The organism is Streptomyces sp. NBC_00670 (assembly GCF_036226765.1).
Classification (GTDB): Bacteria; Actinomycetota; Actinomycetes; order Streptomycetales; family Streptomycetaceae; genus Streptomyces.
Map to the genome: position 1 here is coordinate 32,403 of NZ_CP109017.1, position 22,501 is coordinate 54,903.

The 22,501-nt window shown below is 70.2% G+C and carries 16 protein-coding genes and 2 pseudogenes; 5 read left to right on the top strand and 13 right to left on the bottom strand.

Going from position 1 to position 22,501, the window contains the following annotated elements:
* Positions 1–190: 190 nt before the first annotated feature.
* Positions 191–748 carry a telomere-protecting terminal protein Tpg gene (gene tpg, locus OIE12_RS00150; RefSeq protein WP_329130348.1) on the bottom strand — a complete coding sequence of 186 codons (558 nt, stop codon included), beginning with the start codon at positions 746–748 and terminating at the stop codon, positions 191–193.
* Positions 749–760: 12 nt separating this feature from the next.
* Positions 761–2,980, bottom strand: a complete 2,220-nt coding sequence (gene tap / locus OIE12_RS00155; RefSeq protein ID WP_329130350.1) for a telomere-associated protein Tap — start codon at positions 2,978–2,980, stop codon at positions 761–763.
* A 206-nt stretch (positions 2,981–3,186) separates the two neighbouring features.
* On the opposite strand from tap, the gene OIE12_RS00160 reads away from it, so the two are divergent.
* Positions 3,187–4,155: a hypothetical protein gene (locus OIE12_RS00160; RefSeq protein WP_329130352.1), complete on the top strand. Its 969-nt coding sequence runs from the start codon at positions 3,187–3,189 to the stop codon at positions 4,153–4,155.
* 287 nt (positions 4,156–4,442) lie between these two features.
* On the opposite strand, the pseudogene OIE12_RS00165 reads toward OIE12_RS00160, so the two are convergent.
* Positions 4,443–4,666 (bottom strand): annotated as a pseudogene (locus OIE12_RS00165) (IS5/IS1182 family transposase); the annotation flags it as partial.
* Between the two features lie 121 nt (positions 4,667–4,787).
* Entirely contained in the window at positions 4,788–5,513 is a 726-nt protein-coding gene (locus OIE12_RS00170) for a hypothetical protein (RefSeq protein WP_329130354.1), read from the bottom strand.
* Positions 5,514–6,036: 523 nt separating this feature from the next.
* On the opposite strand from OIE12_RS00170, the gene OIE12_RS00175 reads away from it, so the two are divergent.
* From OIE12_RS00175 to OIE12_RS00190, 4 genes are all read left to right on the top strand, one after another.
* Entirely contained in the window at positions 6,037–6,300 is a 264-nt protein-coding gene (locus tag OIE12_RS00175; protein ID WP_060904531.1) for a helix-turn-helix transcriptional regulator, read from the top strand.
* Positions 6,301–6,460: 160 nt separating this feature from the next.
* The gene (locus tag OIE12_RS00180) at positions 6,461–7,357 is read left to right on the top strand and encodes a DUF6083 domain-containing protein (RefSeq protein ID WP_329130357.1); all 897 of its coding nucleotides are present in this window, start codon (positions 6,461–6,463) and stop codon (positions 7,355–7,357) included.
* 485 nt (positions 7,358–7,842) lie between these two features.
* Positions 7,843–9,312 (top strand): UvrD-helicase domain-containing protein, encoded by a 1,470-nt coding sequence (locus tag OIE12_RS00185; RefSeq protein WP_329130359.1) that lies wholly within the window; start codon positions 7,843–7,845, stop codon positions 9,310–9,312.
* A gap of 90 nt (positions 9,313–9,402) precedes the next feature.
* Positions 9,403–9,612, top strand: coding sequence for a hypothetical protein (locus tag OIE12_RS00190; RefSeq protein ID WP_329130361.1), 210 nt, complete (start codon positions 9,403–9,405; stop codon positions 9,610–9,612).
* Between the two features lie 581 nt (positions 9,613–10,193).
* Here the strand turns inward: OIE12_RS00190 and OIE12_RS00195 are convergent.
* From OIE12_RS00195 to cas3, 9 genes and pseudogenes are all read right to left on the bottom strand, one after another.
* Entirely contained in the window at positions 10,194–10,655 is a 462-nt protein-coding gene (locus OIE12_RS00195; protein WP_329142385.1) for a hypothetical protein, read from the bottom strand.
* Between the two features lie 50 nt (positions 10,656–10,705).
* Positions 10,706–11,002, bottom strand: a pseudogene (locus OIE12_RS00200) (ATP-binding protein); the annotation flags it as partial.
* A gap of 56 nt (positions 11,003–11,058) precedes the next feature.
* Positions 11,059–12,645, bottom strand: a complete 1,587-nt coding sequence (locus OIE12_RS00205; RefSeq protein WP_329130363.1) for a Mu transposase C-terminal domain-containing protein — start codon at positions 12,643–12,645, stop codon at positions 11,059–11,061.
* Between the two features lie 46 nt (positions 12,646–12,691).
* Positions 12,692–13,402 carry a type I-E CRISPR-associated protein Cas6/Cse3/CasE gene (gene cas6e, locus OIE12_RS00210; protein ID WP_329130365.1) on the bottom strand — a complete coding sequence of 237 codons (711 nt, stop codon included), beginning with the start codon at positions 13,400–13,402 and terminating at the stop codon, positions 12,692–12,694.
* The gene (cas5e, locus tag OIE12_RS00215) at positions 13,399–14,190 is read right to left on the bottom strand and encodes a type I-E CRISPR-associated protein Cas5/CasD (protein ID WP_329130367.1); all 792 of its coding nucleotides are present in this window, start codon (positions 14,188–14,190) and stop codon (positions 13,399–13,401) included. The genes cas6e and cas5e overlap by 4 nt, the downstream gene beginning before the upstream one ends.
* The gene (cas7e, locus tag OIE12_RS00220) at positions 14,187–15,377 is read right to left on the bottom strand and encodes a type I-E CRISPR-associated protein Cas7/Cse4/CasC (protein ID WP_329130368.1); all 1,191 of its coding nucleotides are present in this window, start codon (positions 15,375–15,377) and stop codon (positions 14,187–14,189) included. Before cas7e ends, cas5e begins: the two co-directional genes overlap by 4 nt.
* A 1-nt stretch (position 15,378) precedes the next feature.
* Complete coding sequence (locus OIE12_RS00225; RefSeq protein WP_329130370.1) at positions 15,379–16,041, bottom strand: type I-E CRISPR-associated protein Cse2/CasB; 663 nt, start codon at positions 16,039–16,041, stop codon at positions 15,379–15,381.
* A gap of 60 nt (positions 16,042–16,101) precedes the next feature.
* On the bottom strand, positions 16,102–17,697 hold the full coding sequence (casA, locus tag OIE12_RS00230) for a type I-E CRISPR-associated protein Cse1/CasA (protein ID WP_329130371.1): 1,596 nt from the start codon (positions 17,695–17,697) through the stop codon (positions 16,102–16,104).
* 751 nt (positions 17,698–18,448) lie between these two features.
* Positions 18,449–21,310, bottom strand: a complete 2,862-nt coding sequence (gene cas3 / locus OIE12_RS00235) for a CRISPR-associated helicase Cas3' (protein WP_329130373.1) — start codon at positions 21,308–21,310, stop codon at positions 18,449–18,451.
* Positions 21,311–22,501 lie beyond the last annotated feature (1,191 nt).

The following is a 22,501-nucleotide window of genomic DNA, read 5'->3' on the forward strand; positions in this document are numbered from 1 at the left end:
GCTGAGGTGCTGGACCGGCACCTGCACCACCTGCGGTCGACCACTCACCACACGCAGAATCAGACCCAGAACCTAACGAAGCACTACTAGGAGCGGAGTCTGACACTCCCTGCCCGCAGGCTCGGCAAAGCCGGGAGCAGCAGCAAGGGCCCAAACCCAGAAGCAGTTCGGGCCCTTGCTGCTGGGAGATCTACAGGTCGAATTCGATGTGCTCGATGTCAGTGAAGCGGACCTCTTCCAGGCTGCCGGCGCGGCGTCCGCCGTCCTGGAAGTAGACCTCCTTGAGTGCTTCGGCGGCGATTTCCTGCAGGCGCTGGTCGGTGGCGCCCTGCTGCTGGGCGTCGAAGAGGCGGGCGGCATACTGCGGCGGCAGCGCGACGGTGAGGTGCCGGAGACGGGCGTCGTCGGTCGTGCCCACGGGGGCGATGTAGCCGATCCGGGCGCGGGTGTCGATGATGATGCCGCCGGTTGTCGCCGCCTTCTCGCGGGCCTTCGCCCGGATCTGCGGCTGCCAGCGGGCCTTCACCTCGCGCTCCAGGCGTGCGGCGAGGTCCGGGCGGGGCTTTTTGATCTGGTCCTTCACGTACCGTTCGACGGTGCGCTGGGAGATGCGCAGCATCTGGGCGACCTGCTTGGTGCCCTTGAGCTGCTTGACCAGGTACCGCATCTGCGCGGGTGCGCTCTTGGGTGCCGGACGGGTGAAGGCCTTCTGTACCGCGGCGTCCAGGCCGTCCCCGAACAGGCTCATCGTCGCCCTCTCCTACTCTCCGTTGTCGACGTCGGTGACGGTGCCGTCCTTGATGTAGCGGGCGAGGTTGAGCTCGGGGGCGTTGAACCGTTCGCGGACCCCTTCGCCCCACAGGACGGTCTGGGTGCCCTCATGCTTGACGAGGCCCGGGTTGATGCCGAGCTTGAAGCCGCCGGGCAGCGGCTTGCCGTCCCGGTAGGGCAGGAAGTCCAGCGGCAATTCGCCGTTGGCCGCGTACACGACGCAGTCGGACAGGATTGCCACCGGGTACTGCCCGGTGAATGCCGCGTGCTTGACGATCTTGCGGTGCAGGTTGATCCGCGTGCGGGAGATGACCGCAGCGCGGATGTCCGGCCGCCACGTCGGCCGCTCCAGCGCCCGCCACCGCTCGCCGGGCCGCCAGCCCTCACCACGCGACCGCTCGCGCAGCTTGCCCAGGCCGCCCTTGACCGTCGCCTTGATCGCCGAAACGACAATCGCCAGCTGCGGGTCGCGCTCCTTGTAGCCGTCCATGGCCGCGAGGAAGTCGGCCGGCTCCATGTCGGCGTGCACGCCGAGGTCGGCCATCGTGGCGAGGTAGGCGTCGCGCAGCCGATTGTACCAGCCGTCCAGGTAGCGGCCGTTCTCGTACCGCACGTACGCCTCGATCGGCGCGACGTCGTAGCCCAGCTCCATCGCGTAGGCGACGGTGGGCGTGGCGTACCAGGCCGGGCCCTCGGGACGGTCACCCTTCGGGGTGAACGGGCTGGGCAGCAGACTCGCGTCCAGGTCGACCCACTTGTCTTTGGCGACCTTCACCCTCGCCAGGTCGACGTGGGACAGATCGACCAGCCAGGAGCCGGGCAGCTTCGGGTCGAAGACCGGTGCCCTGACGTGCGTCGGCGCTCCGAGGCCGACGGCCAGGCCGTTGGCTCCGGCGGCGAAGGCCATGTTGACGTCGATGCCGACCAGGTGCCGCAGGGCGCATTCGGCGTCCGTCATCGGCCGCGCCCAGTCGTATGCCTCCTCGAACAGTTTCTCCGCCAGGCCGCGGACGTGGAAGCGTGGCAGGTCCGCCAGGAGCGGGTGCCCGTCGGGTGCCTCGCACGGGGCGCAGTCCACTGGGTCCTTGCCCAGGCTGCCGGGGTTGTACTCGGAGTGCCGCTTGCCGTCGGCGTCAGGCTCGGAGGCGCGGGTCGGTGGGTGCAGCGCGGTCATCAGCTCCAGGCCGGTGACGGCGGTGGAGCCGCGCGGCGTCATCACCCGCGACGCGTACACGCCCAGCACGCGGGCGAGGTCCGCTGGCGGAAGCTGCCCGGCCTCGCCCCAGTGGCGGGAATCAAGCGCGTGCCACGACGGGATGCACAGCTGCACGCACTGCCGGTCCGAGCCCTGCGCGGGGCGGTAGATCCGCGCCCACGGCCCGAACCCGCGCTTCGTCAGCTTCCAGTCGGCGCGCGCCAGCTGCTTGACGACCTTGTGGCCCTCGGAGATCCGCCCGGCGAGCCGCTCCTCATCTGTGAGGGCGGCCGGCAGGCCGTAGCGGTGCAGCGCGGCCTCGGTGAGTACGAGCAGCGGGTCGGCGTCCTTGCCGGGGCCGGACAGTTTCGGCTGCCCGAGCTTCGCTTCCTTCAGCGTCCAGTCCACCAGGGACGGGAGGGACTTGGCGGGCACGTCCAGGACCAGGCCGCCGGTGCAGTACGCGAGGACCTGGCCGTCGGTGTCGACGTCGACGACGGCGAGCGGTCCGTTCTCGAAGCGCGGATCGGTACCGCCCGCCGGGGTTCTGGCCGGGGACGCCTTTCGCGCGCCCGGGCGGCGCGACGTCGACGTGCTCCTGGAGGTACGCGCCGGGGGCGGCGCGGCCTGCTCCGCAGCAGCGGGGGCGGGGATGGTCTGGGTGTTCTCGCGTTCAGTCACGGCCGCAGCCTCGGAGGCCGGGGCTGTGGACAGAGTCCGCGATTCGGCCGGGGTCGGCTCGCCGGTGAAGGCGGCCGGGGCGGCGGGCGCGGGGTAGAGCTCGGCCAGCTTGTTCAGCAGCCGCGCGTACGCCTCACGCTCCGGGCCGCGTGGCTCGGTCGGCTTCTTCAGCGACTCCCAGCCGGACACCGTTGCCCGGCGCACCTTCAGCGCGGCGGCCACGTCGTCCAGCGTCAGCCCGTGGGCCTGGCGCAGCCGCTTGCGCTCCTCCGCCGGCGGCAGCGGAGCGCGGGACGCCACCAGCGCGTCGACTGCGTCGAACAACTCGGACATGAAACACCTCCTGACCGGCACCCTACCCCCTGAACCGTACTGTCGGCGTAACTTTCGCGTACTAATACCGTACGGATGCCGCACGAATGCGTTTGGGTGGCGGCAAGACGGGCCCTGGCCAGGGAAGGGCTGGAAACCATCGCGTCGTGAGCGCTCTTTCTGGGGAGATTCGATCGGTCGCACGCTCTGAGTAGCCAGGGGGTCACGTGGGGTGGAGAGACGCTTTCGGCGACGCGATGAAGGAACTGACGGCGATACGGAAGCAACTGGAACGCCTTGACGATCCGACGGTGGGGCTGACGGCACTGCACGGTGAGGTCACCCAAAGCCGCCTGAAGATCCTGGAAAAGATCGAGGGGGGCGTCACCGGACTGCGCGAGGAAAACCGGGAGGTCCGTCGGCGCCAGGACCGGATGATCAGCGACCTGAACGAGACACGGGGCGAGCTTCGGGAACTGCTGGACCTGGTCGGCGTCCTTCGCCCCCTCGCGCTGGCGGAGAAGGGTGGCGAGGGTGCGCAGGTAGGTCCCGAGGAGATCGCACCGCCGCCGGAGCCCGGGGCGGAGACCGACTACGGCTCCCGCGATCCCGCCGCGGCGCACCCGGCCGTCTCATCGGACACCGACTCCCAGGGGGGAACCGTGGAGAACACTGAGCGCCGGCCGCAGCACGAGGCCGGGATCCAGGAGGAGGAACTCTCTCTCAAGAGCGCCATCGAGGCCGCTTACCAGGGGAAAGGCAGTTCCCACGCCCACCTTTCCGGTGCCGTGCCACAGGCATCGGCCAGCGCGGAGGATCCGCAAGTCGGCCACGGTGTCCTGCTGCTGAGGGCCGCCGGCGTGGCCTCCGCGGAACTGATCGCGCACCGCGACACCTGGGAGTGGCTCGCCGCCCTGGCCGTCGACCACAGCCACTTCCGCACCCCACCTGCCGTGGAGGACTTCAAGGAGGGCCGCGTACGGACCGTCCTGTCCGGACGCTCCCTCATCGCCCTGCTGATCGAGCTGTGGAACACCCGCTCCACCGCTACCCCTCTGGAAGGTGACTGGGCCATGGCCGTGACCTCCTACAACCGCATCGCATCCGAACTCGCGGACATCGCCGGACAAGGCGAGACCATTCGCATCGTCCTGGACGACGGCCTCCGCCACGAACCCCACGAGGACGGCGCCTGATCAGCACTGCCTGCCGACGAACAGACGATGGCCGCCCGCATCGACCCGGGCAGCCATCGTGTGGCCCCTCCTCATACCGCCTGCGGACCAGAACGTCGACGAACAACAGCCCGGCGCCCACCAGCAGCTTGCCTGCGGGGGTGCCGGACGAATCCCTGCTGGACTACACGGAGTTCTGGCCCTTGTCGCTGCCCTCGGTGCCGTAGCCCTTGCCAGGCGGCGACGGCGTAGCGCAGGTAGGGATAGCGGCTGGCGTCACGGCGCCAGGGGTCGCCCGCGGTGCCGGGCGGCCGACCGTCCGCGACCACGAGCCGGGTGGCGGCATCGATGACGACTTGATGGTTGGTCGAGTACCTGTAGTCCTTCGACTACTCGGCGATCGTGTGGTCACGCATGGGCACCAGAGTCCCGTCCACGATGAGTACCGCGTCCTTGCGGAACCGCAGGCGGGGCCCGAGTGCGAGCAACGGCCCAGATGATCGATGATGCGGTCGGCTGCGGACTTCGATACGCAGGACGCGGCTGGAACGGGACGGTCGGGATCCGGCCGAGGCCGGCCGTCCACCAGACAGACGGTCCTGTTCAAGATCAGGCGTGCCGCGGCGTCTTACGCCCGAGCGGCTGTCGCACCCTCAAGATCGCGCTCCTCCCTCATCCGCGTTGCCTGGACCGGCCGCGTGCTGGCGGTTGGTGTCGTGGATTCCCCTTCCGCGGGCGAAGATCCAGTGCAGGTCTCCCGAGTCTGGGCAGGCCTGCCATGACCTGAGCAGCCCGGCTGCTGCCAGTTGGTCGAGCAGGACGGGGAGTTGCGCGAGCGGGATGCCACAGGCGCGCGCCATCTGGTCGAGCTCGCTCAGTCCGCTGCCGGCTTGCGGGTCGGTGTGCGCCGCGAGGTAGGCGCTCGCCAGTTGCGGCAGCGGTCCGAGTGTTCCTGCTGTCGAGGAGGAGCTGGCGCGCAGTGCCCAGTCCGCGGCACGCATCCGGTCGGGGCGGGCCGGCGCTTGGCCGAGCAGCGCGGCGTCAAGTAGTTCGGCAACGACCTCGTTGGCTGCGTTCGCGGGGATGATGCGCAGCCATCGCGCGTGCTCCAGCTCGCGCCATGGGTCCTGGACGGCGTGGAGGCGGAGGCTGCGCAGCACGCCGTTGGGCAGCCGGATGTTCATTTTGGTGTTCATGCGGAGCGCGCATTGCAGCGCGAGCAGGCGTGCAGCGGCCGAGGTGCCTGGTGGAAGGGCTGCGGCCAGGTAGCTGAGGATTTCACGTACCCGGGTCTGTTCGCCGGGTTCCTTGGGGCGGCGTTTGTGCCGCCGGGCGGTTGTCGGGTGCAGGGGTAGGCGGGGGAGGACGGTGTCGGGCACTACGGCGGCCTGTGCTGTTGCTGCGGCGCAGGCACTGCAGGCGTCGGCGAGCCGCCATAGTCGTCCGCCCCTTTCGCGTGCGAGGAGGAGGCGGATGGGGCCGGCGCAGCCGCGGTGGCGGGGGTGCCAGTGGCAGCCGCGTTCATGACATTGGCAGATCCGTAGGTGTGGGGGGAGAGGGTTGCCGCGTGCGTGGCGTGCGAGGTGGGCGAGGGCGGCCGCGCGGGCGGAGGCTGCGGTGATCTTCCCGTTGCCGTGCGGGCATTGCCGGCATACGAGAGCAAGCCCGCCGGCGTGCGGGCGCAGTTCCACGGTCCAGGTGCGTGGTGTCGTCGGACATGCTGGGCGCAGCCTCATGGGCGCGTGTTCCTCCTTGTCGCTTCCGCGCCGGTCCCGTTCTTGGGTGGGGGGACGGCCGCCAACCGTAGTGCAGACGTCTGCCCTCTCGCGGGCGCCGCCACCTGGGAAAATAGGGCAGAGGTATGCACTGGCAGTGCAGGGGTCTGCACCGTCGGATGGACGGGTGACGATCTTGCCGCCCGATCCGGACCTCACTGCGCTGCGGTTCGAACTCGCGCGCCTGCGGGCCGCGCGAGGGTGGAGCTATGACGAGCTTGCCTCCCGTAGCGGCCTGGCCAGGCGCACCGTCATCGAGATCGAGCAGGGCCGCACCATCGGCACGCTGAAGACCTGGCACGCTCTCGCCCATGCCCTTGACACCCCGCTCGACGAGCTCTTCAGCACTCTGTGCCGCGGGCACGACTTGCCCGGCCCCGCCCAAGACTGACTCCCCGTCCGAGCGCCAGTCGCAGATCACCCGAACCAGCGAGGCTGTCTCGAACACATGATCAAGCGTTCGAACTCCAGTCGCGCCGTATGAGGCTGACCGGGCGATCCGGCAGAGCGGCTGCCGCGGGTCCGGCGTGTTGGCTGGCAGGTTCGCCCGCATGTGCCCCACACCTGATCCCCCGGCCCGGCACTGGGACGGAAGCCCCCTCGCCCACCGCGTGCGCCGTTCCCTGCGCGTATCCCCCGACGGCGTCAGCCGGCTGCTGCGCTGTGGCCAGGGTGACCGGTGCCGCGAGTGCGGCAACCGGATCGAGTGGTACCACCGCGGCGCTCAGCGGCCCGTCCGCCTTCATCCGCACGAGCTTCCGGCCGCCCGGGTGCCCTCCGTGTGCCGCTGGCATGTCAGCTCCGGTGTTGCCTGGCCGGGTGGAGATGGCAGCAGCTGGTGCCGTCTGCCGCACGCCGTCGTCTGTCCCGCCCGCGACACTCCCCCGCCGCCTCCCGAGCTGACCGGGCTGCGCCGGTCGCTGGCCGTGAACACCCGCCGTCTGATCGACGCCGGCGCCTTCACCCCTCCCCCGGCCTCCTCAGAGAGCCCGGCGCCCCAGCGAGGGGACTCGGCGGCCTGCCGCCCGGCCCGCCCTGTCGTGCAGCTGCTGTACGTGCGCTACCTCGCCGCCCGCCCGGTGGACGAGATCCAGTGCATCGCCCAGACCCGGCGCCGGCACCGCTGCACCAATACCCTGCTCTCCCCCGATGCCCCGGCCGGCATCTGGAGGCTGGTCCCGGCCACTGCGAGGAGCGGGCAGCTGGCCCTGCCCGCCGCGGTCATGGCCGTCTACGACCTCAGCGGCCTCCCGTACGCCGAGCAGCTGCGCTGGCGGGCCCAGCGCTGCCTGCAGCACGCCGCCATCCCCTCGGCCGCCGACCTAGCGGTGGCCGACTGGGAGCCCTTCGACCCTCTGGCCCACCACGAGCACATTCACAACCGCCTTCCAGCCCGCCCCCGACGCCCAGGCCCCACGGGCAGGGCACATGAGGCAGGTGGCCCATGACGCCCTTCCACGCCCTCGAGCTCACCCTGCCCAGGCCCGCCGCCCGCACGGGGCTTCGGCGCGCCCGGGCAAGCGTCCGGCCGGCCGCCAACGCGGACCGTACCCGGCTGATGGCGGTGCAGAGCCCACGCAGCCTGGGCAGTGCCCTGCACGTGCCGCGGCACCAACGGGGTACGGCGCGCCGATCGGCATCCTGACCACGCACTACCCCAACCGGTGCAACCGGGTTCTGGTCAACATCGCCTTCGGCCCCTCGAGCCGATGCGGCCTCCGCCGGGCCGCATCGGCCCTGGGCAGCGGCCGCAGGATGTGCTCAGCCAAGTGCGTGGCCGCGGACCGTGCCCAGCATGAGCTGGAACGCGCCCGGCGCCCGGAGAACCGGCTCGAGAGCCTGATCGCCCACCCCACCATCGAAGAAGTCCTGGTCTTCACGGCCCGATTCCTGCCCCTTCCGATGCTTTTTCCTCCTTTTCGCGGAGTTCTTGTTGCACACGCCTACCGACGAACAGGCGCACGCTGCCGACGTTTTCCGGGCCGGTCACCATCTCGTCCTGCAGGCCGGCGCCGGGACAGGGAAGACCAGCACCCTCGGCCTCCTCGCGGCCGGCACCCACCGCCGCGGCCGCTACCTCGCCTTTAACAAGAACATCGCCCAGGACGCCGCCGGCCGCTTCCCCCGCACGGTGCTGTGCAAGACCGCCCACGCCACAGCCTTCGCCGCCGTCGGTCACCGCTACACCCGCCGGCTCAACAGCCCCCGCCAGCCGGCGTGGAAGACCGGCCAGGCCCTCGGCATCACGCGTCCGGTCCGCATCGGCGATCACGAGATCAGCCCCCGCGTGCTCTCCCACACCGTGCTGCGCACCGTCACCCGCTACTGCTACTCCGCCGACCGCACTCTGACCCGTCACCACGTGCCACGACTGCGCGGCCTGGACACACCCGGCGGCCATGCCCGACTTGCCGACGAGGTCATGCCGTTCGCGACCAAGGCCTGGGCCGACCTGCACAACCCCGATCAGGGGGTGGTCCGTTTCGAGCACGACCACTACCTGAAAATGTGGGCCCTGACCGAGCCGAAGATCGAGGCAGACTTCCTCTTTCTCGACGAGGCCCAGGACACCAACCCGGTTCTGGAGGAGGTCTTCACCGCCCAGCGCGGCCATGCCCAGCTCGTCATGGTCGGCGACTCCGCGCAGGCCATCTACGGCTGGCGCGGGGCCCGGGACGTGATGACCGGCTTCGACGCCACTCCTCTCACGCTGACCCGCTCCTTCCGCTTCGGCCCGCTGATCGCCGAAGAGGCCAACCGGTGGCTCACACTCGCCGACGCCCCCATCCGTCTGACCGGCACCGACACGATCGCGACCGAAGTCGGCAGCCTCGACCGGCCGAACGCGGTGCTGTGCCGAACCAATATCGGCGCCATGGCCGAAGTCATGCGCCTGCTCTCCGCCGGCCACCGCGTCGCGCTCACCCGAGGCGGCCAGCAGTTGGCCGCGCTCGCGCTCGCGGCCCGCGACCTCAAGAACGGCCGCCGCACCTCCCACCCCGAGCTCGTGCTCTTCGCCTCGTGGGGCGAGTTGCAGGACTACGCCGCCCACGACCCCGCAGGACGTGACCTCCAGCCCTTCGTCGACCTCGTCGACACCCACGGACCCGACGCTATCCTCACCGCTGTCGACCAGCTCACCGACGAACAGCACGCCGACGTCACCGTCTCCACCGCCCACACCGCCAAGGGCCGCGAATGGCCCACCGTCAAGATCGCCGATGATTTCCCCCCGCCCAAGGACACCGACCAGCACGACGCCCAAGGCCAGCCCATTCCGGAATCTGTCAGCGACACCGACGCCCGCCTCGCCTACGTCGCCGTCACCCGAGCCCGCCACCATCTCGACCTCGGCGGCCTCTCCTGGATCAACACCCACCCCACTGCAGAGAGCGCGGGCTGAAGCCCGCGCAACGGGTAGCGTCATGGCCTGCGCAGGGGTTACGCCCGGCTCCCCGCCGAGCAGCAGACCCACCGGCCAAAGGAGGCCACGATGACATTCACGTCTGCGGAGCGAGAGGCGATCGCCGCCCACTCCGCCGCTCTGGGCCTGTCCGCTGATGAGTACATCCGTCAGACGGCAGCCGACCGGGCCTTGTCCTGGCAGCGCGAGCGGGAAACCTTCCACGCGATGGCACAGCGACGCGGCTGCACCGCCGACGAGCTCGTGCAGCGCGGAACCGTCACCGACAACAGCCTCTAACCAGCCGGCGTCCATAGCAGCCGGGCAAGCTGCCACGCGAGAGGTGCGGCTCGTCCGACAAGGCCACTGCCGGTGGCTGTCCCGCCTGTCCAGCCCGGTTCGCGTGCTCCGCCTTGCCCTCCGGCAGAAGGCACTGCTGACTGCCGCCCGGACCACATGAGTAAGATCCTCTATCGATAAAACTGGCCTCGCAGGTCAGCAAGGGGTCATCCCCGCGTGAGTGGGGGTCTTTCTACGGCCGCACCACCGGTGGCGTCACCACCTGGTTGTTCCCCACTTGGGTGGGGGTCCGCCCTCAACGAACACAGTCAACCGGCCGCTGACCAGCGAGCGGGCGCCGGACGAGCCTGGCTTCGTGGGCCTAGACGGGGCTCCGGGGCAAGCGGCCCATACGATGCGTTGGTTGTGGCGGGTTGGTCGTTGTTCGACACCTCCGGGAGGGTGGATGTGCCAGCCGCTCCCCAACGTTGAGGGTCACCGGGCGTGGAGTATCGCGGATAGTTGCCTGTGCCGCACCGCCAGCTCCCGTGGCGGTGCGGATACGCCAAGACGCCGAGATCCTCATCAGCGGGGGCGGCGCTTCAGTCGGTGTGGCGTTGGGTGGGGTCGAGGCGGCTGAGGACGGCGCGCACGAGGTCCCGGCTGTAGGGATGGAGCGGTGCGGCTGCGCTGTGTGGAGTGGGCGGGTGCGTCAGACCCGCGCTACCGGCCCCCTTCGGGCCTGCGCCGCCGTGCTGTTCCCGGAGCAGGTAGGTGATTTTGGCCCACTGGCGGAAGTTGCCGTGGCAGGCGACGTCGTCGATCCACAGCAGTTCGTCGGTGGGTACGTCCGCCCACAGCGGGTGGTATTCGGGGACGACGGTGAGGACTTCGGCCGGGGTGAGGGGCTTGTAGCGCTGCCAGACGAGGATGCGGGAGTCCAAAGCCGGACGGTTCTTGATCTTCTGGTAGCAGGTTTCGGCTCCGACCAGAACGACGGCGAGGCGGGTGTCCTCGTCGTCCCAGAGCTCGCGGATGAATTCGAAGGCCGGGTGTCCAGCCACTGTGCTTCGTCGACGACCAGGACGCGCGGGGTTTCCGACAGGGCTTCCTTGAGGAGGGTTTCGCAGCGGGTGCTGTTGAGGGGGGCCTCGCCGGGCAGGTCGAGCTTCTTGTACAGGGCGGCGCGCAGAGCCTGGATTTTGGCGGAGCCGACTTTGATGCGCAGGGTGGTGTGGGGGGCGAGATCGTCGAGGTGGCTGTTGACGGCGAAGGTCTTGCCCAGGCCGACGCCACCGTGGACGCACATGATGGCGCCCTTGCCGGCGTCGGCGTTGAGGGTGGTGACAAGGTTGGCGTAGGTCTCTGCGCTGGCCTGGGTCAGCATGGCGCGGGCACCGGGCAGGCCCATGTAGTGGTAGTTCGGGCCAGCGGTCGGCTGGTTCTCGGGCGTGGTCGTCGGGTGGGTCACTCGGTGTCCTGGGGCTTGGGGCCGGGCCGGGGCTTGGTCCAGCGGGCGGAGTCGGGCTGGGGCCGGTTGAGGAGGTCGGGCCGGGCCTCGGCGTGCAGGTGACCTTCCGGTGTCTGCAACTGGCGTAGCTGGGCGGCTGCCTGGCTGGCGGTGAGCCGGTTGAGGGGTTCGGGCGCGGCGGCGACGCTGGTGGCGGCGTAGCGGGGTGTGGCGTTTTTGCGTGCTCGACGGGCTTTGGCGGCGTAGCGGTCGGCTTCGCGTCGGCGGGCGTTGTGCAGTGCGCGGGCTTGGCGGGGGCTCATTTCGTCGCTGCGGAAGGCGGGGCCGCGGTAGGTGAGGGTGTCGGCGTCGTAGAGTTCGACGCGGTGGTAGTGGTGGGGTTCGTGGCGCAGGCGGACCATCTCGCCGGCGCTTGAATGGCCGTGCATCCAGTCGCCGACGTAGTAGGCGCTTTTCCAGCGGACGCCCTTGCTGGTGACCTTCCGGGGTGGGCCGGCGTCGGTGAGGGTGTAGGTGTGCAGGTCGGCGGGGTCGAGGGTGTCGATGGGGGTGAGGTCGGCGTGCCAGGCCTGGGCGGGGGTGCGCCGGTGGAGGCGGGCGATGGTGTGGTCGTTGTTCCACCAGTCCACCCAGTCGAGGACGACGGTGACGAAGGTTTCGTAGTCGAGGAGTTCGTTAAAAGCCCACAGGGGCTGGCCGCGGCGGTCGCGGCGGCTTCGGGGGGTGTGGGCGTAGCCGGGCAGTCCTTTGAACAGCATGTGCTTGGCGGCGCCGTTGATGGCTTCGACGGTGCCTTTGAGGTGGGGGCTGTAGGGCGGCAGGACGATCAGTTCGGTGCCGAACTTTTTGAACGCCTCGTCCACGCACCTGCCCAGGAAGTCGCGGCCACGGTCGGTGCGGATCTTGCGGGGGATGCCGCCGAAGGGCCGGTGGTGATCCGTGCAGAGGATGGCGTCGCGGGCGGCGGCCAGGATGGCGTCCTGGCTGGGCTGGTGGGGGGTGATGGCCAGCCCGCAGATGACGGCGGTGGTGTGGTCGATGAACCAGGTGATCCAGGGTTTGCGGCGGCGGCCGTCGATGTTGACGAAGACGCTGGCTTCGACGTGGTCGGTCTCCCAGACGTCGTTGCGGTTGCCGTGCGGGCGCAGGGCGTGCACGTCGTGTCGGCGGCGGGCGGCTTCGCCTCCTCTGAGGGCGGCACGCTGGCCGGGCGTGAGTTCCCGGCCTACGGCGCGGTAAAAGGTTGCCTGGGATACACGGGGCGGGTTGCCAAAGATGCCGTCGCCGACGAGTTCGCGGTAGGTGGCTGCGGCGTTGCCGTTCCATCGGGCCAGGGCTTCGTGCATGGCCGGGGTGAGGGTGAAGTGGCGGCGGCCTTGGGGGGTGTAGGTGCCGTTGTGGGTGGTGGCGTTGTCCATCCAGCGGCGCACGGTGCGCCAGTGGACGGTGAAGGCGGCGGCGACGGTACGCACGTCGTAGTGGGTCAGGCGTTCGGCATTACGCAGGCGCAGTAGGCGGCGTACGGCGGCGGCGCGCAGGGAGGTGGTGTCGTAGGGGCCGTTGGGTGGTGGTGTGGCGGGCACGCGTCGGGGTCCTTCTTGGGGTGGCGCGCGTCGGGGCGCGGGTGGGTCAGGCGGGGGCGAGGGTGAGCAGACCGGCGCCGTAGGGCTTGCCGCGGCCGATGCCGGTGAGTAGGGCGTGGCTGAGTTGGTCGGGGTCGGTGATGGTGGCCAGGCCGTCGAAGCGGGTCAGTGCGTGCATGGGGCCGGGAGAGTGGGCTTGTTCGCCGGGCTTGTCGGCGCGGCGGCGTGTGCGGGGGAAGCGGGCGGGGGTGATGTCGGTGGTGGCCAGGCTGAGGCCGGCTTGGTGGGCGCGGCGCTGCCACCAGGCGAGGGCGTCGTCGCCGTAGAGGGCGACGACTTTTCTGCCGTGCTTGTTGTCGACGGGGTGGTGGTCGTCCAGGACGCGGCGGGCGGCGCTGGCGTTGGCGGTGATGCGGTAGCGCACCGCTCGGCCGGGGGTGAGGGCCTGGAACATGGGGTGCAGGGGTCGGGTTTCGGCGCTGCCGTAGTGGTGGGGCAGGCGGGTGAGGTCGGGCGGCTGGTGGGACTGGACGAGCAAGGTGGGTGGGGTGTCGTCGGTGGCGTCTTCCAGGCGAAAGAGCAGGCCGGCCTGCTGCCGGGGGTTTTCGCCGAGGTCGTCGGGGGCCAGGAGCATCACGCTCTTGTGCAGGCTGACGGCGTCGGCCAGGTCACGGCGGGCGGCCGGGCTGCGGCGGTTGAGGCGGATCCGGGTCAGTGTCGCTGTGGTGGCGAGGGCGGCGGTTGGGGTGCTGGTCACGGGGTGGCGTCCTGGTGGATGTAGGCGGTGAGTTCGGTGAGCGCGGGGGGTGGGGCGTACAGGGCGGCGGGCAGGTCTTCGGTGGTGTGCCAGGTACGGCGGGTCTTGTGGAAGCGCCGTGTGGGAGTGAAGTCGTGGGGGACATCGGCGACTTCGCGTTCGCTGTGCGCGGCAGGCACGTGGGAGGGCGGGTGTTCCCAGACGAAGGCGACGGGCACGGTGGCCTGGCCGGTGCGCGGTGGTGTGGTGAGGCTGAGCGGGACGTGGTGGAGGAGTTCACCGATGGGGTCGGGGTGCGGGCCGCCGAGGACGAGGGGTTCGTTGGGGAGGCAGGCGCGCCGGCCGAGGTAGGGGCCGAAGGCGGGTTGTTCGAGCCGCTTCAGGAGGTGTTCCAGGAACGGGTCGGGTCCTTGGACGGCGAGGGTGAAGACGGCGTCGGCGAGGTAGACCCGTTCGGTGATGAGGGTGGACTTCTCGCGGGGGCGGTAGGCGCCGCTGCTGGTGCGCAGGCCCTGGCGGTGCGGGCGGCCGCCGCCGACGGTGTGGTAGTCGGTGTGCCGGGTGCCGGGGCGGTCGATGCGGACGGTGAACGTCAGGTCGGTGTAGGGATTTTGGCCGGTGGCCGGGTCGGGGGCGAGGGCTTCGCTGCGGGGGCGTGCGTCGGCGGCGGCGAACAGGCCGATGAGGGCCGAGCGGGAGGGGAAGGGGAGGGTGTCGCGGTAGTGGAAGGCGGCGTGTTCCCCGAACGACATCAGCGGTGCGGCCAGGCGCAGCAGGATGCCGTTCATACGAGGGTCCCGGTGGGCAGGGCCGCGTTTTTGGTGAGGGCGTCGATGAGGTCGTCGAGACCGGCGTGCGCGGTGCCGAGGTGGTCGACGGGGCCGGGGTGCAGGGTGGCGTAGCCGCAGCCGACGAGGCGGCGGGTGCCCAGCAGCCGGTTCAGAGCGCCAGCATGCTCGGACAGGGCTGTGATGGCGGGAGCGGTGTGGCCGCCGCCGGGCGCGTGCTTGACGGGCTGTTCGAAAGCGCCAGCGTAGGAGACTGGGCGGCGGTCACGGATCGTGTAGTGGACCAGGTGGGGGTAGGTGTGCGGGGCGGTGGAGGTCTTCTTCGCGCCGGGCATGACGTCGATGAAGGCGTCGGCGAACAGGCCCAGCAGGTGCAGGGCGTGGTCGTGGTCGCCGTTCAGGTTGCGGGTCAGTTCGGTGAGGTTGACCGTGGCGTAGCGGTAGAGCAGGCCGGTGGTGAAGAACGCGGTCTGCAGGTGGGCGCTGCCGGCCTCGTTCGGGGCTGCCCAGTCCTCGACGGCGGTGAAGTAGTCGGGCTGGGGGGAGCTGGGGTGGACGGTGAAGGCGGGTGCCATCTGCACGGCGCCGTCGACGTGGGCGTCGGGCACCTCGGCGAGCATGCGGCCGAAGAGGTTGATGGTCGCGGTGCGCCGGCGGATCACGGAAGCAACCCTGGGTGTGGGCAGGACGGCCTCCGCCTTGGGCTTCTTGCGGGGTCCCTTGGCCGGGGCGGACTGTGCGGCGGTTTCCTTGGCGAGGGCTTCTTCGAGTTGTGGGCGGTGTTCGGTGCACAGGTCGGTGAGGTCGTCGAGGACGTCGCGCGGCAGGTAGAGGGTGGCCGAGGTGATGCCGCGCTGGTCTTCCTCGGTCTTGATGCCTTCTGTGGTGGCCGAGCGCACGATCTGGGTTCCGGCGAAGGCGGCAAGGTCGGTGGGCCAGCCGGCTGCGCGCAGGGCGTCGGCCACGCGCAGGGGCAGCATGCGGGTGCGGGCGGCGTGCTCGTCCAGGACGTCCTCCAGGCGCAGGCGGATGGCTCGCTTCCAGGACTGTGAGGACACCAGGGCGCGGACCACGCCGCCTAGGTTCAGGGTTTTGGGCAGGTCGTCCTCTCCCCGGTTGAGGAGGGAGGCGGGCAGGGGGTGCAGGATGTGGAAGTCGGCGTAGCGAGCGGGTGCGTAGGCGGCCATGTCAGTGCTCCTTGGACGTCAGGGTGTGCAGGGTGAGGAAGTAGTTCTCGCGCCATCGGGCCGCGGTCTCGAGGCGGTCGTCGTCCCACCAGGCCAGGTCCTCGAGCAGGACGGCGAAGTCGAGGCGGGCGGCGCCGCGGCTGTTCAGGTGGCCGGTCAGCGTCCATAGCCTCGGGTGCAGCAGCGAGGTGTCGAGCCGGGTGAGGGTTTTGACGCGGTTGGTCATGGTGGCTTCCTTGAAGCCGTACCGGGCCACGGCGATGGCGAGGTGGGTGCCGAGATCGGGACGGCTGCGCCAGGGCCGCTCAGCCGGGCTCGCTGCCGATGCCGGGGCCAGGTGGTCGGCCGCGGGTGCTGCGGTCGCGGTCGGTGCGGTGGTGTCCGGGTTCTTGCCGGGGGTGGGCAGCTCTGGCCGGTAGGGGCCGTCTTCGTGGGGCAGGTCGCGGTGCAGGGCGATGAGTGAGGCCACGGTGTAGTGGGCGCGGCGTGCTCCGAAGCCGGCGATGTGCCGGGTGAGGTGCTCTGGCATGCGGGAGCACTCTGCGACGGGCCGTCCGAAGCCTGAGTTGAGGTCGGCGCGGATGCCGTTGACCGCGCACAGGGTGATGACCTGGTGGACGAAGTCGTCGTAGTGGGCGCGGCGTTGTGCGGTGGTGACGGGCATAGGGGTGGCAGCCTTCGATAGGGCGGCAAATAGAGGGCAGAGGGCTGTGGTGAGGGAAGGTCAGCGGCTGCGCAGTCGTAGCTGGGCCAGGGCTGTGGCAATGGCTTCGGCGGCGCGGAAGTGCTGGGCGATCGCCGGGCGGGTGGCGGTGCGCAGGGCGTCGATGGCGTCCGCGGCGAACGCCGCGCGGGCGCTGCGGACGGGTTCGTCCAGCAGGCTCCAGAAGGTGGACTCGGCGCGGGGCCAGTACAGGGTGCGGGCGCTGCGGGTCCAGGGCGGCAGGTGCCGGGGGCTGCCGGAGTTGGTGGTCTGCTTCCAGGCGTCCTGGGAGAGGCGGTCGAGGTGGGTGCCGATCTCCTCGGCGGCCTTGCGGCATTCGGCGATCCGCTCAGCCGCGCCCGGATCGCACTCCTGCGTCCAGGGCCAGATCGGCGGGGTCAGGGCCGTGTACCAGGTGCGGTTGGTGGTCTTGCCGTCCTGGTCGAATCCGTAGACCCTCACCCGCAGGGCGGCGCGCAGGTCGGGGGGCAGGTCGTTGAGGGTTGTGAAGGCGTCCGGGCGTTGGACGGTGTAGCGGCCCTTGCCGCTCTTTGCCTGTGAGCCTTTGCGGTCGTCCTCGTCGCCCGCCAGCAGCAGGGCGTCCAGGTCGCGCCACAGGGCCCGGTCGGCGTCCGCGCGGCGTGGTCTGTGGCGCCGGGTGACGGGCTCGTCCGCATGGAAGTGATGGATGAGGTAGGGGTCGAAGGCCGGGAGTTTCTTCTGGGTGGCCCAGGTCAGGTAGGCGTCGATGACCTGGCGTCCGTCCGGTGCGGGGATGAGGAGGACGGCGTGGCGGGAGCGGCCGGTCAGCAGCCGGCCCGGTGATGACACCGGCAGCGGCGCGGCATCGGGGTCCAGGCCATCGTCGAGGTCAAGGTCGTCGTCAGGGTCGGGGGCGGGCAGCGGCTCCTCCCACGGGCAGCGGTCCACGGCGTCCGGCCACGACGGGTCGGGCTTGGGTATGCCGGCCAGGAGGGTCTCGTACAGGGTCCGGCCCAGGGGGTGGAAGGACAGACTCGAGCGCAGTGGGCCGGCTTTGGCACGGTTGAGCGAGCGGCCGCCGACGGTGCGCACGGAGCACTGGCCGGCCGCGCCGTAGTAGTGGTGGATGAGCAGGTGCCATAGCGCCTGTGCGCTGGGCACCGGCTGCGGGTCGGTGTCGGAGTGCGGGCTCAGCCAGGAAAGGTTGTTGCCTTCGGGGCGGCCGAAGACGAGCTTATTGACGCCGGCGCGTTGCGGGCACTGGCTGGCCAGTCTCGGGTCTTGCAGGAATGGCCGCACCGGGTGGAACAGGTCCCAGATGTAGTTGTCGAAGTAGGCGTGTACGGCGTCGGGGTCGAACCCGTCGGGATGCGTCAGTAACTCGCGGCGGCGGGCCGCCCACTGACGTGCCGTCATGCGCCGCTCTCCCCGTGCGTCCAGGCCGCTGATCCGTGCGGCCATCACAACGAGCAGGCGCAGGACGGCGGATGCCGCCGGCGGCACCGGCAGTGCCAGGTCCTTGATGAGGTGGGCGCGCAGCAGTACGTCCCGCCATCCCAGCTCCTCCTGGTGCCCGTCCGGGAAGATGACGGGAATGCACGGTTCTTTGTCGGTCTGAAAGTGCGGTAAGGACACACAGGCTCCATTGCCGGGTGTGAAGAAAAAGGGAATCTCTGGGGAGACTTACGTGTGGCGCCAGAATTCTGCGCAGGCCGAGGCGCCAGGGGCGCGGGGCGGCAGAAAGGAATAGTGGCAGGGCGGCAGGGGCGCGTGCCGGGTCAGGCCACGCCAGTGTGCTGCCCCTGCGACGCGGGAGTACCAAGGGTGCGGTGCACACAGCGCAGCAGGCAGGGCGCGCGAGGCCGGGATCGAACGTCAGCCCGGGCTCCGCATTTCCATATTAGCCATAGACAAGCAGCTTCCGAACCACATAGTTCAGCGGGAAATTACCGGTCGGTGCCCCTTTTTTTGAACGGAAGTCATTTCCGGCTGGGGCCCTCAATCCGTAACTGCGGCGCAGCGGATGCCTGCTCTCATTTCGATGTCACCGCCAGCTCTCGCTCAGATGTCACGTATTTCCGCCTGGTTCAAGCGGCGAAGCAGTGGCATCGAGTGAGAAGCCCTGGCGGCCTGACACGAGGACTCCCAGCGCCCCTGCCTTCTGGCGTCGCACTGCTGCGTGCCTCGGGCAAGGAGCGCCGCCCGCCTCTGAGGGGGCGGCAGGCGTAGCCGTGCGGTCCGCGGCGTGCGCTGTCTGGCGCGGCGACCGCGCAGGGCCGCGGCTTGCCCACTCGGTACGGCACACGGCGGGCGCTGGTCCCGTCCAGCAGCAACGGCACGCCCATGAGAGGAGTTCGGGCGGGCAGTGTGCGGCGGGGAGGGCGTTTCAGTCCTGGGTGTGGACCAGTCCCAGGGCGTCGTCGAGGTGAAGACGGTGCCGTCCGAAGCGCACCGGCCGGGTGGGATCGCCGGCGTCTTGCGGGAGCAGGACGAGGTCGGCGAGGAGGGCGTGGCTGCGCCAGGAGGCGGGGACGTGGTGGTCTCGTGCGCGGCCGGCGACCCAGGCGGCGGGGACGGGCAGGGTGTGCTGGAGGATCGTGCGGATCTGTGCGGTGGTCGGTTTGCGGTGCTCGGGCAGCGGCCGGGTGCCGGCCGCGTCCAGAGCGAGGCGGCCGCAGGACATGCGGTAGACGGGCAGGAGGCGACGGGGCATGGCGCCCAGGCGGGTGGCGGCCTCGCGGGGGTGCAGGTTCTGGCGGTGCAGATCGGACAGCGAGAGGGTGTCGTGCCAGGCCGGAACCAGGTGCAGCAGGCTGTGGTGTTCCTCGGTGCGGATGCGGGCCTGGTGCAGGGTGTGGCTGCGGCGCAGGGCGGCATCGGTGCGGGCCAGGGCGTCGGCGTCTCCGTGTACGGCTTCCACGAGCTGCTGCACGTCGTCGGGCAGGGTGAGCGGCTGCTCGGGCCGTCGGGCGAGGTAGGTGGCGGTGGCGAGCGGCAGGAACGGGGAGTCCAACGGGCGCCAGGCGGGCGGCAGGAGGGTGCGGCCGCGATGGTCGGTGGGGTCGAGGACGATCAGGCGGGGGCGGTCGCTGGACAGCCAGGCGGGGCGCTTGATGTGGTCGAAGCGCCACAGGCGGCCCAGGCGTTGCAGGAGGGTATGCAGGGGCGCCAGGTCGCTGACCATGACGTCTACGTCGATATTGAGGCTCATGTCCAGCAGGCTGGTGGTGACGACCACCAGCCGCCCGGGGCGCTCGCCGGCTGAGGCCAGGGCGGTGCGGATACGGCGGGTGAGGGCCTCGCGTTGGTGGCCGGGCAGGCGGGCGTGCAGCAGGAGCAGCTGGCCGTCAGGGCCGCCGTCCGGCCAGTCGAGGGCGGTACGCAGATGCGTGTAGGTGGTCTGGGCGTCGGCCATGGTGGCGCAGTACACCGCCGCGCAGCCGCCCGAGCGGGCGATGGGGGCGATCTCCTGAGTGATTCGCTCCAGGCGGCTCTCCCGGGCGGGTGTGTCTTCGGGGTCGGTGCAGGAGGGGTGGTGCACCGGGTAAAGACGGAGGTCGGCGCGGCGGCGGTGGCGGTCGGCGTGGGCTTCGGCCGCGGCCGGGTCGATGCGGGTGAGGGAGGCGTCCGAGGCGGCGGCGTAGAGCCAGCCGGGATAGGGAGGCCGGCAGTCCAGGTGGGCCGTTGCGGAGTGCGGGTGGCCAGCGCCGTCGAGATAGCTGCGTACGAGCTGTCCGCTGATGTGGCCGGGCAAGGTCGCGGACAACAGCACCACGGGGCAGCCCATGGCGCCCAGCCAGTGCAGCAGCCGAGACAGCGTCTGCCGCATGAAGGGGGGCAGCGCGTGGACTTCGTCGATGATGACGGTCCGTCCGCAGATGGCCAGCATGCGCAGGGCGCTGAAGCGGACTGGCAGGGCGGCCATGAGGGCCTGGTCGTGGGTGGCGACGGTGAACTGGGCCAGCAGGGCCCGGTCCCAGCCGCGCAGCCAGCCGTCCGGCACCGTCACGCGGTTCTCGGGCCGCTCCCCCGCAGCCGGCTCACCACCATTGTCGTCGCCGTCGTCGCTGTCGGGCCAGTAGGCGTCGCTGGTGGAGGGTTCGTGGGTGGCCAGGCGGTGGTCGGTGTAGGCGGTGTTGTCGTAGCTGTGGCTGTGGACCAGGGAGACCGAAGCGTGCTCGGGCTGGTGAGCGGCCACGTAGGCCTCGAGGAGGTCATAGGCAGCGTCGGTGGTGGCCATGGTCGGCAGCAGCCACAGGATGCCGGCCGTGTCACCGGAGGCGTTGAAGATCCGCGCTGCTTCCAGCGCGGTAACGCTCTTTCCGCCGCCGGTGGCGTCGGTGACCACCAGGATGCCGGGCCCCTTCTCCCCCACCACGGCGGCGAGTTGCCGAATCACCGAAGCCTGCAGGTCGTTCGGCCTCTCCAGGCCACCATGGGCCTGTGTGAACGGCACCTCTGGCAGGGTGATACGGGTCAGCCCGGACTCCTCGACCACAGCGGGGGCGTCCCGGACGGCCTGTGCGTAGTGCTGGCCGGCACCGAAGGCGGGTGCCTGGGCCCTGGGCAGCCAGTAGTGACGCTGGCTGCCCAGCCGGTCCGCGATGATACCGACCCCCGTGATCAGCACGGCCGCCGGCACCGACACATCCGAGGGCACCGCGGTGGCGCCGGTCAGATGGCGCAGCAGGGCGAAGTAGCGGCGGCGCAAATCCTGCCAGGCCGGCCCGCCCAGCGTGAGGTTGACCCGGGAGGCCTTGGCCGCGCCGTCGATGTCGACCTGCAGGAACCGGCCGTGGTGGCCGCCCAGGATCTGCGCGACCAGCACCCCGGGACTGTCGGAGGTGTCCGCCGGATAGCCGGCCTCGGCCAGCAGGTGCAACACACTGTGCATGGACGCCCGTTCGTGCGGCATACGCCGCCAATTACGGGTGTCAGCACGTAGAGTGTCGCTGACCCGGGCCCAGGGATGCGCCTCCTGTTCCTGGAAAGCGGACAGCTTGCCCAGATCGTGCAGGCTGGCGATGAACATCACCAGACAGCGCGCCTCCGCCAAAGTCAGCCCCAGTCCTGCGGCGATCAGCCGACGCTGACCGCGGGTCAGATACCGGTCCCAGACCACGCCCGCGAGCGCCGCGACATCCAGCAGATGAAACAGCAGCGGATACACCACCCACTCTCCGCGGTCGAACTTGCCCCACGGCGTCAGATCGATCCCCTCGCGCCGGGCGTCCTCCCGCACTCCCACCAGCCACTCCCCATGCGCCAACCCACCCTGGAATCAATGACGTTGATGCCCATCCTGCCGCATGTCGATCATTTCCCGATGCGGGGTCCCGGGTACCGGGGGGTGTAATCTGCGGTCCGGCTTCACCGGTTTCCTCGTCCTGCGAGGGTGCGCCCCTGCTGGTCATCATGGGCCACTCGGGGACCTGTGTTTCCCCACACGGGTGGGGGTCTATCGGTGGCGGCGATGCGTTCGCTGAGTTCTTTTTGGGTTCCCCGCGTACGGGGGGGGTGTTTCGCGGATGCCGCGGTCGGTGGCGGCATGCCAACGATGGCCCCACCTCACGTGGGGGTCAGTCCCGGCCAACGAACTGGATGATCAGGCTCAGGCGGTGACTCCCCACGCCCGTGGGGGTCTCTCCATCTGCCTGCGCGGGCTCGAGCCGCACGAGGAGTCTTCTTCCCCACGCACGTGGGGGTCTGTCCCGCTGCTCGGTGGCGGTTGCCCAGTCGGTTCCGTCTTCCCCACGCGCGTGGGGGTCTGTCGAGCGTGTTGACGCTGCCGAAGGTGCGCTCGGCGTCCCTACACGTGTGGGGGTCTGCCCTGCTGATGGATATGGTCTCGGTGAATCCAGGAACGCTCCCCACATGCCGTGGGGGTCTGCCAGGCGCCTACCTCTCCGCCCTGAAGATCCATCTGTTCTCCCCACACGCGTGGGGGTCTGTCGCCGACAAGCCGGTTGCGCAGCCCCAAGGGAGCTTCTTCCCCACGCAGGCGGGTGTCTGTCCCTGGGGTCGGCGAACAGGAACGAGGCCAGCACGTCTTCCTCGCGCTTGCGGGGGTCTGTCCCACTGAGCGAGCAGCAGAACCAGGTCGAAGGCGTCCCCACAACGCACGTGGGGGTCTGTCAACCTTGCCCCGGTCGACAACGATCACCTTGGAACGCCCCCCATACGCGCGGGGGTTTGTCCTTCCAGATGTACGGGTCGCTACTGTCATCCGCGTCCTCCCCACACGCGTGGGGGTCTGCCCCGGATCCCCGCCACCATCGCCGAATCCGGCCAGCCTTCCCCACACTCATGGGGGTTCATCTTTCCGGGCCTGGGCGCACCTGACCGCCCAAGGGAATCCTCTCCACGAACGCGGGGGTCCGTCCGACCCACCGCTCAGCTCCTCCCGGTGGAGACCGTCTTCCCCACATGAGTGGGGGTC

Excerpts from the sequence above, each read along its gene's own strand:
- cas7e (WP_329130368.1), bottom strand. The coding sequence starts at position 15,377 with ATGGCCGCCTACGCACCCGCTCGCTACGCCGACTTCCACATCCTGCAC.
- tap (WP_329130350.1), bottom strand. The coding sequence starts at position 2,980 with ATGTCCGAGTTGTTCGACGCAGTCGACGCGCTGGTGGCGTCCCGCGCT.
- OIE12_RS00180 (WP_329130357.1), top strand. The coding sequence starts at position 6,461 with ATGTGCCCCACACCTGATCCCCCGGCCCGGCACTGGGACGGAAGCCCC.
- tpg (WP_329130348.1), bottom strand. The coding sequence starts at position 748 with ATGAGCCTGTTCGGGGACGGCCTGGACGCCGCGGTACAGAAGGCCTTC.
- OIE12_RS00190 (WP_329130361.1), top strand. The coding sequence starts at position 9,403 with ATGACATTCACGTCTGCGGAGCGAGAGGCGATCGCCGCCCACTCCGCC.
- cas5e (WP_329130367.1), bottom strand. The coding sequence starts at position 14,190 with ATGAACGGCATCCTGCTGCGCCTGGCCGCACCGCTGATGTCGTTCGGG.
- OIE12_RS00225 (WP_329130370.1), bottom strand. The coding sequence starts at position 16,041 with ATGCCCGTCACCACCGCACAACGCCGCGCCCACTACGACGACTTCGTC.